Here is a 14,243-nt window from a genome sequence, read left to right on the forward strand (position 1 = left end):
AGGGCAAGGAGGCCAAGAAGGAGGCGCAGCGGGCACGCGCCGACCAGGAGCAGCATCTGGCGATCTGGTGGCTGGACCGCATGGTCGCCGACGACGCCGAGCGGCTCACCTGGTTCTGGCACGGGCACTTCGCCACTAGGGAGCAGAGGTCCGCGATCATCGGCTGATGCTGAAGCAGAACGAGACCCTCCACCGGCTCGGCCGGGGCGGGTTACGAGAACCTGGCGCGGGAGTTCCTTGAACTGCTGACCGCGAGTCGATGCAGATCTTCGGCCGAACCGGCGACGTCATCACCGAGTCCTTTGTGGACCTAGTGCTGGAGCGTCCGGAGAGCGTCGCCTTCGTCACCGCGTGACTGTGGTTCTGGCTGGGCTCCCCGGCACCGCCAGTGCCGGACGTGCACGAGCGCGCCATCGCCGCATACGGTCCCAAGCGGGACATCCCGGCCGCGCTGCGCGCCATCGCGAACGAGGCGGGGAGCCTGGCCCTGGCCGCGGGCAATGACTTGAAGGTCGTGCAGGCGATGCTCGGGCGTTCCGGCATCGTGCTGACCGCCGACACCTACGCACGTGCGTCCTGCCCTGCCTCGCGCGTCGTGCAACGGAGGCCACCGCCGCTCTAGTCTCCAGGCAGCACACGACACCGCCCGGTCCTTGCGTCGCAGCAGCCGCACACGCCCGAGCACAGAAACGCACACGTAAGAGGAGGACGCGGAAGCGGTGAGAAGGGGAGGCGCGGCGGCCCCATTCGGCCCCACGCCGGTCCCATCAATCAACGAAGCCCACCGGCAAGATCCTCTTGATCAAGGGCCTGCTGGCGGGCGTCGATTCAGATGGTGCGCCATCAGGGACTCGAGCCCCGAACCCGCTGGTTAAGAGTGGGTGGCGCCGCGGTCGCATCGGCGGTGGACCTGACGGTAGTGGCGATCCGCCGCCCGTCGTCCTAGGGTGCCGATCCGAAGGTCGTGCGGTCCGCGCGTCCATTGCACCGCGACATTAGGCCACCGCCTCGCTGCGTGATCGTTTGTTCACTCTGTTGGAGTCTTACCGGCGAACCGGACATCTCAGTACGTTGCTGTTCGGGGTTCGCCGATTGCCTTGAGCTTTCTTCGAGAGGGGTTTCACGCGCGCTTTTCACTAGCGTAGTGGTAGGCGGATTCTTGAGTCGACAGGCAATTCTGCCGGTTTCCATGAGCGAATTCGGGAGCTCGTTCGTTTGCGCGACTGGCTGTTGTGGCCATTTGATAGGGGAGGGTTCGATGGTTGGGCGCTGGGCGTGCGCGCGACTCAGATGTATAGCATCGGTTGTCACGGTTGCTGTATTTGCTTCGTTAATTTCCCACGGCGCGTCCTTTGCCTCGCCGCCGCCGGTGGTCGAGTCGCCGGAGGTCAGTGCCGCGCTGGCGGAGGCGAGGTCGAGCGGTCGGGAGGTTGCGGTCGCTTCGCTGACCGACGAATACGGCGAGGTCGTGGCCGGTCCCGATGGGACGTTGGTGTCGCGGCAGGGCCTGGAGCCGGAGCGTGTTCGTCGCGGTGGCCACTGGGTTCCTATTGATTTGACCCTGGAGGCGCGTCCGGACGGCACCGTGGGCCCGAAGGCCGGGTATGTGGACGTGCGGTTCTCCGGTGGCGGGACCAGTGGGAGGTCCCTGGCAGCGGTGTCACGCGATGGGCGGGAAGTCGGCATTGGCTGGCGCGGCGCGTTGCCCGCTCCGGAGTTGAACGGCGCGGTGGCGACGTACCGGGAGACCTTGCCCGGCATTGATCTGGTGCTCACGGCCAAGGCGACCGGTTACAGCCAGGTTCTGGTGGTGAAGAACGCTGCGGCGGCCCAGGATCCGCGGTTGCGGGAGATCGCGTTCACCAACCATGCCGTGGGAGTGACAACCCGGGTGAATGCCGGCGGTGGCCTGGAGGCGGTTGATGCCGCCGGTGTGACTCATTTCCTCGGCGATGCGTCGAAGATGTGGGACTCGCGTGGAACGGCCGGGGCGCGGGCGACCGGAGCCGTGCAGGAGGAGCCCGCGACGTCCACGATGCGAGTGGAGGTGACCGGGGAGTCGGTGGTGGTGCGACCGGATCAGCGGTTTCTGACCGATCCGGGCCGGGTGTTCCCGGTGTTCATCGATCCGGAGTACTGGTGGGCCGGTTCCAAGCAGAGCCATGTGATGGTGCAGAGCAGGTGGCCGGACCAGCGCAACTTCAACCGGACCGACGGTGATCTGGCAGACCTGAAGGCCGGCTATCAGGGTGGCTATACGTCGCGTTCGTACTTCAACTTCAGCGTGGGCGCCATGCGCGGCAAGGTGATCCATCGCGCGACGGTCCGGTCCCGGGTGCTGCACTCTTGGTCCTGTGGCGGCGGTCCGACCGAGTTGTGGCTGAGCGGTGGTATCGGGCCGGAGACGACGTGGAACAACCAGCCGGGTTGGTCGCCGAAGCTGGGCGACATCACGCGGTCCAACCACGGCGCGTTCTGTCCGAGCGATGGGATCGCCGAGGTCGGGGTCACGAACCTGATGCGTGATGCCGCCGGTGGCGGGTGGACCAACATGGTGTTCATGTTGAAGGCCCGCAACGAGGGTAATCAGGATGACTGGCGACGGTTCGACCTGAATCCGGTGCTCGAGGTGGTCTACAACAGTGTCCCAGACAAACCAGGACAGCTGGGGATGGAGAACGGGCAGATTCCTTGTGTGACAGGGGAGAACCGGCCGTTCGTGTTCACCGCGACCCCGCGGTTGCGTGGTCGGCTGACCGATCCTGACGCCGGGATGCTGCAGGCCAGGTTCAGCCTACGAAAGGGGTCTGTCGGCGGCGGTACGGAGGTGTGGAGCGGGCAGACCGGCAATATTCCCTCCGGCTCGTTCGCCGAGGTGACGGTGCCTGCCGGTGTTGTCGCGGACGAGGGTGTCTACAACTGGTCGATGTATGCCAGCGACGGCGGCAGTTCGTCGGCGTGGGTGGGCAGTTGTGAGTTCTCGGTGGACAAGACCGTGCCCGGGACGCCAGAGGTGTCATCGGTGGACTATCCGACCGGAGGTGACCCGTCGGGTGGTGTCGGGCAGACCGGCGCGTTCACCTTCAAGTCAGCCGGAACCCCGGACGTCGACCATTACCTGTGGTCGGTCACGGAGCAGGAGAACGACGACCCGAAGAACCGCGTTGACGCCGAGGTGCTCGGCGGCAGCGCGTCGATCCGATGGACGCCCACGGTGGACGGGCCGCAGACGATGTTCGTGCGGTCGGTGGATCGCGCGGGTAACCGGTCGGCGATTGTCAAGTATCGGCTCAACGTGCTCGTGGGTGATCCGCTGGTGGCCAACCTGGCCGGCCATTGGAAGCTCGACGGCACCCTGGCCGATGCCAGCCCGCATGGCCGCGCGCTCAACGCCGTACCGGGAACGGAACCCACCGCACCGGGATACGAGGGCCAGGCGGTCCAGCTTGACGGGGCAGGGAAACGGTTGCACAGCACCGGTCCGGTCGTCGACACCGGGCAGAGTTTCTCGGTGGCGGCCTGGGCCAAACTGGACCGGGTCGGTGGCTGGCCGAACATCCTGTCCCAGGACGGCAGCCGTACCAGCGGGTTCCAGCTGCAGGCAGCACCGGACGGGAAGTGGGCTGTGGCGATGTTCGGCCAGGACGTCGACGGCGGCGGCAACGTGCAGGCTCGGGCCTACTCGCCAGGGCCCGCGCAACTGGGTGTATGGACTCACCTCGCAGGGGTCTACGACCACGGCGCGGAAAAGCTGCGACTCTACGTCAACGGTGCCCTCGCGGGCGAAGTCGGTTACACCAGTCGGTGGTCGGCACGCGGGGACCTCCAGGTCGGCGCCTCGCTGTGGAAGGGCAACCGGGGAGACTTCTTCCCCGGAGCGGTCGACGACGTGCGAGCGTTTCAGCGCGTGATCGTGCCCAGCGAGGTCGCGTTGCTTGCCAATCAGCCGGTGCTGCGCGCGCACTACCGGCTGGCCGAAGGCACTGGCACGGTCACCAAGGACCAGGTCAGTGGGGCGGTGGGGCAACTGCGCGGTACGGCGGGCTGGTCGTCCGATGCCGGTGTGAGCTTCACCGGCAAGGCCGGTGCCGAATTCGGGGTGATCTCCGGACCGCGGCCAGAACTGCGGACCGACCGTTCCTACACGGTGTCGACGTGGGTCTACCTCGACGAGGCCACCACACATGCCCGCACCGCGGTGGCCTTCGGGGGAGCGCAGTATTCGCCGTTCATGGTGCAGTACCGGCCCGAGCTGAAGCGGTGGAACTTCCTGGTCAGCATGCAGTCCGGCAGCGGCTGGTGGATCCCGGCAGGCAATCCGGTCACGGCGGGTAGATGGGTGCACCTGACCGGCGTCTACGACGTCGCGAAAGCCGAGGCACGGATCTATGTGGACGGTGCCTACGCCGGCCGGGTCGCCGGTGTCACCGGCTGGAACGGGCCGGGTGATCTGCTGATCGGTGCCGGCCGCTGGAACTCGCAGGATGCCGACCCGTGGGACGGCTCGATCCGTGACGTGCGCCTGTACTCCGGGGTGCTGAGCGACCAGCAGATCGCCCAGCTACCCGTCGCCTCCCACTAACTCCTGGCTCGGTCAAGTCGGAAGGAACTGTCGTGACCGTCAGACCTGTCCTGCGCGCGCTCGCCCTGTTTGTCGGCGTGGCCGTGGGGACCACCACAGTTGTCGCCGCCGCTCAGCCTCCGGACCCCGTCTACACCAATCTTCCGGCGCTACGGCCGGAACGCTCGGTGCCGGGCCACGACGTACCGGTGGCGCCACTGCCCCCGAACCCGGTCGACGCTGTGGCGGTCACCGATCTGCCCGCACCGCAATGGCCGGTGGCCGCCTCTGCGCGAGTGTCCCTCGCCGCGCAGGCTCGCGTCAGCGGTGAACGTCCCGGTGAGGGTGATTACCGCCCCGTAGGGGACCTTCCGGTGGCTATCGCGGTTACCACTCCGACGGCTCGTACAGCTGGGCCGGGAGAGCTCGAGGTACGCACGTTCGACCAGGGCCTGGCCTCCCGAGCCGGGGTCGACGGGGTGCTGGTCAGCGTCGCGGACACCATCGGCGCCTCGGGTGCGGGTGTGTCAGTACGGGTGAACTACAGCAAGTTCGCCCACGCCTACGGCGGTGACTACGGGGCCCGCCTGCGTGTACTGCGCATGCCGACCTGTGTGCTCACCAGCCCGGAGAAGCCGGAATGCCGCGAGGGCGAGCCGGTGCGCACCGACAACCGCACTCCGAAACGGGACGTGACAGCCGACGTCACCGTGCCCGCGGGACCCGATGCGGCGGTGCTGGCGGTCGCGGCCGCTCCCAGTGGAGCGGGCGGATCGTTCCAGGCGACCGACCTGAGTCCGGCAGGCAGCTGGTCAGCCGGTAGCTCGAGCGGTGACTTCGTCTACTCGGTGCCGTTGCGAGTTCCTCCTCCGGCAGCGGGGACAGCACCGAAACTTGGCCTGGGCTATTCGTCGGGCAACGTCGATGGTCGTACCAGCGCTACCAACAACCAGGCCTCGATCGTCGGCGACGGGTGGGACCTGAGCACCGGTGGCTTCATCGAGCGTCAGTACAAGTCCTGCTCGGAGGACCTGCACGGCAACCAGGGAAGTCGCAAGACCGGCGACCTGTGCTGGGCGACCGACAACGCGACCCTCAGTCTCAACGGGGTTTCATCGGAACTTGTCAAGGACGCCAAGACCGGTGCTTGGCGCCCGAAGCACGATGATGGTTCGCGGATCGAGCGGCTGTTCGGCGCGGTCAACGGGGACAACGACGGTGAGTACTGGAAGATCACCGGCTCCGACGGCACGCAGTACTTCATGGGGCTCAACCGGCTTCCTGGTTGGAGGGACGGCAATCCCCTCACGAATTCGGCCTACACGGTGCCGGTGTTCGGCAACCACGCCAACGAGCCGTGCAACAAGGCCGCGTTCGGCGACTCGTGGTGCGATCAGGCGTACCGGTGGAACCTCGACTACGTGGTGGACCCCAACGGCAACGCCACCACCTACACCTACGAACCCGAATTCAACTTCTACGGACGCGACGAGTCCGGGAGCAAGCAGACCCGCTACATTTCCGGCGGTTCGGTGCGGAAGATCGAGTACGGCCTGCGCGCGAACGCGCTGTTCGCACCGGCACCGGCCCGGGTGTGGTTCGACACCGTCGAGCGGTGCCTTCCCAAACCTGGTTTCGCCTGCAATCCGGAGCAACTGAACAAAGACACCGCCAAGTCGTGGCCGGACGTGCCGTTCGACGTGATCTGCAAGCAAGGCGAGAAGTGTGACAACAAGAACTCGCCCGCCTTCTTCACGCGTAAACGGCTGGTGAAGGTGCTCACCCAGCTGCGCCGCGACGACGTCACGGGCGCGGCACAGTGGCGCGACGTGGACTCCTGGGTGCTACGGCACCAGTTCCCCCACATCGAGGGCGACGGCCTGGCCCCGGCGCTCTGGTTGGCTGGCATCACGCGCCACGGTCACGTCGGCGGTAACGCGAGCCTGCCCGAGATGACCTTCCGCGGCCGGGCGATGCCCAACCGCGTCGACACCAATTCGGACAACCGGCCGCCCATCACCCGGCACCGCATCGAGGGCGTCGTCAGTGAATCCGGGGGCATCACCGAGGTCAAGTACTCCGACCCACAGTGCGCCAAGGGCGGGCCCATGCCCGCCAACGCCGAACACAACACGATGCGCTGCTACCCGAGTTGGTGGGTGCCTGAGTCCGGTTACGAACGTGAACTGGGCTGGTTCCACAAGTACCGGGTCGATGCGGTCACCCAGGACGGCCGCACCGCGGGCCCGTCGCTGCAGAAGACCTACTACGAGTACTCGGACCAGGCGGCGTGGCACTTCGACGACGCCGAGTTCACCGAAATGAAGTACCGCACCTGGTCACAATGGCGCGGTTACGAACTCGTCCGCACCATTGTCGGAGAACCAGGCACAACCCAGTCGGTCACCGAGGAACGATTCCTCCGCGGAATGGACGGTGACCGGCTGCCGAACAACGGCAAACGCTCCGTCCAGGTGACCAACTCCGAAGGAGGCAAGGTCACCGACTCCGAACAACTCGCCGGCTACGTCTGGGAAAGCCTCCAATACCAGGGCGGCAAGTTGGTCTCCGCGTCGGTCAAGAACCCCTGGATCCGTGGTCCCACCGCCACCAACGGTGACGACAAGGCCTACATGACCAACACCGCCGACGTCCGCGGCCGCACACTGCTCGGCGACGGAACCTGGCGCCGCACGCAGGTCACCAACAGCTTCGACGACCACGGCAACACCACCCAGATCGAGGACCTCGGTGACATCGGCAAGCAGGGCGACGAGAAATGCGCCCGCACCACCTACGCCTACAACACCAACGCCTGGATCCTCACCCGTCCGAGCACGGTACGCACTATCGGGCAGCCCTGCGCCGCTTTCCCCGGTCAAGCAGAGCACCTGATCTCCGACGTACGGACCTCCTACGACGACCTGCCGCACGGTGCACCCCCGGTAGAGGGCAACCCGACGTTGACCGAACGGTGGACCGGCAGCAAGTACGAGGTCAGCCAGCGCACCAGCTACGACGACCTCGGCCGGACCACCAAGATCACCAACATCGAGAACCACGAGGTCAGCACCAGCTACGCCCCCGGCCCGGAGTTCCCGACCCGGACAGTCACCAAGACCAACCCACTCGGCCATCCGTCAGTCACCACACTGGAACCGGCCTGGGGCCAGGCCCTGTCCGAAGTCGGCATCAGCGGCGAACGAGCCGATCTCGACTACGACCCCCTGGGCCGCGTCATCCGCATGTGGAAACCAGGCCGGTCGAAAGCTGACGGACAGAGCCCGAACGGCGAAGTCGACTACGACTATCGCATCGACGCGCCGACCGTGGTGACCACCAGATCACTGCGCGACGATGGCAGGTACAACACCAGCTACACCCTGTACGACGGGCTGTTACGGGAACGGCAGAACCAGATTCCCGCCGTGTCCGGCGGACGGATCGTCAGCGACTTCTTCTTCGACACCCGCGGTCTGCAGCACAAGGTCAACGGCGCCTACTACAACCAGGACGAACCCAGCAAAGCCGTGCTCGGCGTGCTGGACAACGCCGTGCCCAACCAGACCGTTACCGAGTTCGACGCCCTGCAGCGCGAGACCGCGGTGATCTATCGCAAGCTCGGCGCGGAGCAATGGCGCACCAGCTCCAGCTACGCCGGCGACCGGACCACCGTCGTGCCGCCCGCCGGAGGCACCACGACCACGGTCATCAAGGACGTCCAGGGCCGGATCGTGGAACGCCGCCAGCACCACACCGCAGACGCCACCAGCGCCTTCGACACCACCCGCTACGTGTTCAACAGTCGCGGTCTGCAGGAGTCGATGACGGGTCCGGACGGCGCCCAATGGCGCTACGACTACGACGAACTGGGCCGCAAGAAGGCCGACCACGACCCGGACACCGGCACATCGACCTACACCTACGATTCGCTCGACCGGGTGCAAACCAAGACCGACGCACGAGGGCAGGTGCTGCGCACCGAATACGACCCGCTCGGCCGCAAGGTCGCCGAGTACGAGCGCAAAGCCCCCGATCAGTCCGAGGCCAAGACCGCCAGCTGGGCCTACGACACCTTGAAGAAGGGCCTGCTCGACTCCTCCACCCGGTGGATCGGCGACAAGCCCTACATCAAGAAGATCGATGGCTACGACGACGCTCTACGTCCCATCGGCAGCAGTGTCGTCATTCCCGACACCGAGCAGGGCTTGCAGGGAACCTACAAGTTCGGCAGCAGTTACGACCCGCACACCGGGGCTGTGCTGTCCGAAACACACCCCGGCGCCGGTGGACTGCCGGGTGAGATCGTCCAGCACCGCTACAACAGCCTCGGCCTGCCCACTTCCACGTTCGGCATTGGCACCTACGTCTCCAACCACCTCTACACCAAGTACGGCGAAAGCCAGCGCCTGACAATGGGCACCGGCGCCAAGACGATCACCACCTCGACCTTCTACGAAGAAGGCACCCGTCGACTGGAATCGGTCGACGTTCAGCGCAACACCACACAGAACGCCTACTTGGCCAAACGGGCCTACACATACGACCCGGCCGGCAACATCACCAAGATCGCCGACACCCCGCCCGACTCCATCAACGACGTCCAGTGCTTCGACTACGACCATCTGCAACGGATGACCGAGGCGTTCACCCCCGCCAATGGTGACTGCACGAAGGAACCCACGGTCGCCGGCCTTGGCGGTCCCGCTCCGTTCTGGAAGGAGTACAAGTACGACAAAGGCGGAAACCGCACCCAGGAGATCGACCACAGCGCCAAGGGCGACACCACCCACACCTACCAGTACGGCGGTCCTGACGGCTCCCAGCCACACACCCTGCGCTCGGTCACCCAGGCCGGACCCAACGGCACCGCCAAAGACGAATACGGCTACGACCCTGCCGGCAATATGACCAGCCGCAACGTCGCAGGTTCACCTCAGAAGCTCGACTGGGACAGCTCCGGCCGCAACACCAAGGTCACCGAGCACGACGGCCGCACCTCCGACTACCTCTACGACGCCGACGGCAACCGCCTCATCAAACGAGCCGGCCACGTCACCACGCTCTACCTCGGCGCCATGGAACTCCGCCTCAACACCGCCACCAAACAGGTCACCGGAAGCCGCTACTACAAGCATGGCAACGCCACCGTCGCCGTCCGCACCAGCGGCATGCAAGCCGGCGTCTCCTACCTGCTCGGCGACCACCAGGGCACCGCGGGCATCAGCGTAAACGCCGAAACCCTGGAGGCCCACAGCCGCCGCCAAGACCCCTTCGGCAACCCGCGCGGTGAGCAACCCTCCACCTGGCCCGACGACAAAGGCTTCGTCGGCGGCACCAACGACGAAACAGGCCTCACCCACCTCGGCGCACGCGAGTACGACCCCAAAACCGGCCGTTTCATCTCCGCCGACCCCGTCCTGGACCAGGACGACCCACAGCAGATGAACGGCTACGCGTACGCCAACAACGCCCCAGCAACCAACTCCGACCCCAGCGGCCTCTACTGGAAGACCATCTCCGTCGAAAAACGGGTCAAGAAAACCGTCTTCCTATGGTCGCTGTTCATTATCGGGCTCTTTGTGCCGATTATGATGCTCGTCGCCTTCAGTTACTGGGTCGTACAGGTTTACGTATACCGAATCTGGATTGAGCCACCTTTCAAATATCTGAAAAAACGCGTAACAGACGAGGATGCCGCCAGAGAAGCAGGTCTCAGTCAGGCAGAATATGAGGCGGCGAAAGCCGCTGCGGCCGACAAGCGCAGCTGGGTGCAGGTCGCCATCGAACACGGCGGCGAGATCATCCAAGAAGTCATCGGCGCAGAAGACGTCATCAACGACTGCTTCAAGAACTTCAACCTCTTCAAATGCGGGGTCGCTGTCGCCTCTGCGCTACCTTGGGGAAAGCTCATCTTCAAGGGTGGAAAGATTGTCGGAAAGATCATCGAAGCCTTCGAGAAGACTTTCGACTGGATCCGCAGGCGCGATCGGGCGCAGGAGCAGTTGCGCAGTGTCGAGTTGGCCAGAGAACGGCTCCAGGCTCGACAACGTGCTGATGAAGGCCGTTCGGCCCTCTCGTGCGAGAATAGCTTTATTGCGGGAACACTAGTTACGCTCGGGGATGGCACACGGCGGCCGATTGAAGAAGTAAAACTAGACGACCAGGTCTTAGCGATCGAGCCAAACACTGGTGATCGTGTGCCCCAGAAGGTGGTAGCGATCATTAGAGGGGAAGGCAACAAGCGCCTGACCGAGATCAGCGTTTCAAGTGTTCAGGATGAACATCCACCAAGCAGGTTGACTGCTACATCTGACCACACCTTCTGGGTTGACGGCTTGCGCAAGTGGGTGCCTGCGTCCAGCCTGCGTCCAGGCGATCGACTTAGGACGGAGCAAGGTGCCAACGTGCAGGTGCTTGGTCTCCGCACGTGGGAGGACTTCCAGCGAGTCTACAACCTTACGGTCAATGTCAACCACAACTACTTCGTGGCCGCGAGCACTGCGTCGAGTGGTATCCTTAACCATAACTGCGACAATGACCAGGGTGTATACGCGTTCCATCATATAGGTAAAGGGAAGACTTATGTTGGACAGACGAACGATTTCAAGACCCGCCTGCGCACTCATGCTCGCGAGGGGCGTCGAACCTCCGGTGGGCACGTCATCTGTGTGCATGTATGCGGTGATCGAATTGATCGAGAGGCTGCCGAGGCGGACTTGATTGAACATCTAGGCGGAATCGGAAACCTTGCCAACGAGATCGAGTCGCCAGGAAAGCGTCGGCGACAATAATGAGGAATTGCTAAATGGCTCACAAAGAAGACATTCATACAATTGTCGTCACGTACAAATTGACTGGCGAAGAATATGGTACGGCGGAGGAGCGCGAAGCAATCTTCGCTCTAGGTGATCAAATTTCTGATCTAATTGATAAAAGTCGGGTTGGTGGGTATTTTGATGGCAACGAATTCGGCGATGGCGAGGCCAGGTTGTACCTTTATTCGCCGGATGCGCCGAAATTGTTGCAGTTGTTGGATTCTTTGATAAAGAGTTTTCGAAACCGTCCTGCATATGCAACAGTCTGGCTTGGCGAGGCCGATGATGCTCCAAAGAAGATAATAGAGCTGTAGCGGCATGAAAGATCGCTCGGCGATTGGGGATTTTGTTTGTGGCAGAGTGAGCCTTTTTCATCGGGGGTGGCGGGTGGGTGTGTCGGTGCGGTGAACGTGGCGGAGCTCCTGGTAGATGGATCGTCGACCAAGATCAACCCAGGAGCCAGCAGGAGCTTCGCGTGTTGTTGTATCCCTCGTCGATCAACTTGTCCACCACCACGCTGCGGTATGTCGCTCAGCTCATCCGGGACACTTGAAGCGGATCGGGTCGCCCTGGCGGCGCCTGGTTCCGGGCCGGCAGGCGCTGCTGGAGCTGGCCCATCTACGCAACGGCGATACCTACGCCCGCCTCGCCACCGGGTTCGGTACCGGGGTGGCCACCGCGTTTCGCTACATCCGTGAAACCACCCAGCTGCTGGCCGAGCAGGCCCCCACGCTGACCGAAGTGCTGTGGAAACTGGCCTGGAGCCGGCACAACTTCGCCATCCTCGACGGCACCGTGATCCGGATCGACCGGATCTGGGCGAACAGGCCCTACTACTCCGGCAAACACCGCTACCACGGCATCAAACCTACAAGGCCTGACCGACCCCTACGGCAACCTGCTGTGGATCTCCGACGGCCTGCCCGGCGCGATCAACGACACCGCCGCCGCCCGCCACCACGACATCCCCGACCTCGCCCACCAAGCAGAGATCCTGCTGCTGGCCGACTCCGGCTACCACAGCATCAGCCCCGACGTGCACACCCCGTACAAGAACCACCGAGGCCCCCATCAGGACAAACGAGAACTCGGGCCCGCCTACACAACCGCCAACACCGCCCTCGCAGCCAAACGCGCCTTCGTCGAACATGGCTTCGCCATCCTCAAAAACTGGCGCATCCTCACCCGCGCCCGCTGCAGCACCGACCGCGTCACCACCCTCGCCAAAGCCATCCTCACCCTCGAACACCACGGATGAAAAAGGCTCAGTGATACTGAACCGTATTTCGAATAGCGATGGGCTGGTCAACCTAAGCCTTACGTGGGAAAAGAAGGACAACGAACTGCGGTCAGTCCGAGTGTGGTTCTCCGTTGAGCTCGATAACGGATTCGGAGGATTCAACGAATTCGATGTCGACTCCGATCGTCGATCACGCTGCCCGCGTCGGTGAGCCAATGCGCGGGGTGGCCGCGTGATCGTGCTCCTTTCTGCCGGTCTGTGTGAGGTCGGGATCACTGGCGGGCGACACGTAGAACTGTGACGTTTCGTATTTGGCGAGCGGGGCTTTGTTCGAGGGCGTTCCGTCGGTGATGTCGGTTAGCGCTTCGACGGTCACCTTGTCTCTGCGGCTGGCTCTTTGGCCGCCGGTCATTCATCTGGGCTGTCGCGCAGGCAGCCTGTGGTGGTTGGTGACGAACAGGCGCACGCTGCTGTCCTCGTTAGGAGGGCGTGGTGAGGTGGACATCGGTGCGCAAGCGGTGCGGTTGCCGGGTGGGTGAGGGCCGTACCTGGCGCGAGGTGCACTCGGCTGGCCGACCGTGGGCATGGAAGTTGGTATTTCTCGCTGGAGTCGCCCGTGTGGCGGGGATGGTCGGCGGCATCGCAGTGGGCGGGGTCGGTTCCGGACTAGAAGGCCGCGGAGCAGACGCGTGCGTACCTGCTCGGGGTTGATGTTGATCCCGGGCGCAGCGCGGTGACGGTCGGGCAGTGGCTGGACATCTGGTTGGAGATGCGACAGACCCTGAGTTTCAACACCCACCGCCTCTACACCCAGCACGTGCGGGACTACTACCTGAAACCGCATCTGGGAGTGTGCCGTTGCCTCCGGCGCGGCGGCCGCGGGCGGTCGTGTGGGCTGATGCACGGATCGTGCCCTGGCGGGCCACGGGTGGGCGGCCGCCGGTGGCCGTGTGGACGGCCCGGCAGACAGCCGAGTTCCTGAACCACACCCGTGGGCGTCCGCTCTACACGCTGTATCTGGCGGTCGCGCTGCTCGGCCTGCGCCGTGGCGAGGTGACTGGGCTGCGCTGGTGCGATATCGGTCTCGACGCCGCCGTCCTGCAGGTGTCACATCAGGTCCAGGACCGCAGTGGCCGGGCCGTCGTCTGCCCGCCGAAGACCGGCAGCAGCGTGCGAACCCTGGCCGTGGATCGCCCACTGGGGGCGGCGTTGCGCGCACTGCGGGTCCAGAACACCGAGGGTGAGCGCACCGCGCAGCGGAGGCCACCGCCGCTCTGGTCCTTCAGGCAGCACACGACACCGCCTGGTCCTTGCGTCGCAGCAGCCGCACACGCCCGAGCACAGAAAACGCATAGGTAAGAGGAAGACGCCGAAGCGGTGAGAAAGGGAAAGGCGCAGCGGCCCCATTCGGCCCCATACCGGCCCCCCAAGCAACGAAGCCCACCGACAAGGTCCTCTTGATCAAGGACTCGCTGGTGGGCGTCGATTCAGACTGTGCGCCATCAGGGACTCGAACCCCGAACCCGCTGGTTAAGAGCCAGCTGCTCTGCCAATTGAGCTAATGGCGCGGATTGGTGGGCTTGCCGCCCTGACCAACGAGAAGAACGTTAGCACAGCCCTCCGG

At 64.4% G+C, this 14,243-nt stretch carries 7 protein-coding genes, 1 tRNA gene and 1 pseudogene; 7 read left to right on the plus strand and 2 right to left on the minus strand.

The window, feature by feature from the left end; translation table 11 throughout:
* The first annotated feature begins 71 nt into the window (after positions 1 to 71).
* From EWH70_RS36410 to EWH70_RS36775, 7 genes and pseudogenes are all read left to right on the plus strand, one after another.
* Positions 72 to 167, plus strand: coding sequence for a hypothetical protein (locus EWH70_RS36410; RefSeq protein WP_476692395.1), 96 nt, complete (start codon positions 72 to 74; stop codon positions 165 to 167).
* Between the two features lie 230 nt (positions 168 to 397).
* Positions 398 to 622 carry a site-specific integrase gene (locus tag EWH70_RS33635; RefSeq protein ID WP_130479632.1) on the plus strand — a complete coding sequence of 75 codons (225 nt, stop codon included), beginning with the start codon at positions 398 to 400 and terminating at the stop codon, positions 620 to 622.
* 636 nt (positions 623 to 1,258) lie between these two features.
* Positions 1,259 to 4,582 carry a LamG-like jellyroll fold domain-containing protein gene (locus EWH70_RS33640; RefSeq protein ID WP_130479633.1) on the plus strand — a complete coding sequence of 1,108 codons (3,324 nt, stop codon included), beginning with the start codon at positions 1,259 to 1,261 and terminating at the stop codon, positions 4,580 to 4,582.
* Between the two features lie 32 nt (positions 4,583 to 4,614).
* Positions 4,615 to 11,355: an RHS repeat-associated core domain-containing protein gene (locus EWH70_RS33645; protein ID WP_130479634.1), complete on the plus strand. Its 6,741-nt coding sequence runs from the start codon at positions 4,615 to 4,617 to the stop codon at positions 11,353 to 11,355.
* A 14-nt stretch (positions 11,356 to 11,369) separates the two neighbouring features.
* Positions 11,370 to 11,693, plus strand: a complete 324-nt coding sequence (locus tag EWH70_RS33650) for a DUF695 domain-containing protein (protein ID WP_130479635.1) — start codon at positions 11,370 to 11,372, stop codon at positions 11,691 to 11,693.
* A gap of 115 nt (positions 11,694 to 11,808) precedes the next feature.
* A pseudogene (locus tag EWH70_RS36770) lies at positions 11,809 to 12,048 on the plus strand (helix-turn-helix domain-containing protein); the annotation flags it as partial.
* A gap of 232 nt (positions 12,049 to 12,280) precedes the next feature.
* Positions 12,281 to 12,637, plus strand: coding sequence for a transposase family protein (locus EWH70_RS36775; protein WP_420809118.1), 357 nt, complete (start codon positions 12,281 to 12,283; stop codon positions 12,635 to 12,637).
* A gap of 172 nt (positions 12,638 to 12,809) precedes the next feature.
* Here EWH70_RS36775 and EWH70_RS33660 read toward each other — a convergent pair whose 3' ends face one another.
* Together EWH70_RS33660 and EWH70_RS33665 are read right to left on the minus strand one after the other, a co-directional pair.
* On the minus strand, positions 12,810 to 12,995 hold the full coding sequence (locus EWH70_RS33660; RefSeq protein ID WP_130479636.1) for a hypothetical protein: 186 nt from the start codon (positions 12,993 to 12,995) through the stop codon (positions 12,810 to 12,812).
* Between the two features lie 1,119 nt (positions 12,996 to 14,114).
* A tRNA-Lys gene (locus tag EWH70_RS33665) sits at positions 14,115 to 14,187 on the minus strand.
* Positions 14,188 to 14,243 lie beyond the last annotated feature (56 nt).

The organism is Amycolatopsis suaedae (assembly GCF_004214935.1).
GTDB lineage: Bacteria > Actinomycetota > Actinomycetes > Mycobacteriales > Pseudonocardiaceae > Amycolatopsis > Amycolatopsis suaedae.

Coding starts and splice junctions, on each gene's coding strand:
- EWH70_RS33640 (WP_130479633.1), top strand. CDS start 1,259: ATGGTTGGGCGCTGGGCGTGCGCGCGACTCAGATGTATAGCATCGGTT.
- EWH70_RS33650 (WP_130479635.1), top strand. CDS start 11,370: ATGGCTCACAAAGAAGACATTCATACAATTGTCGTCACGTACAAATTG.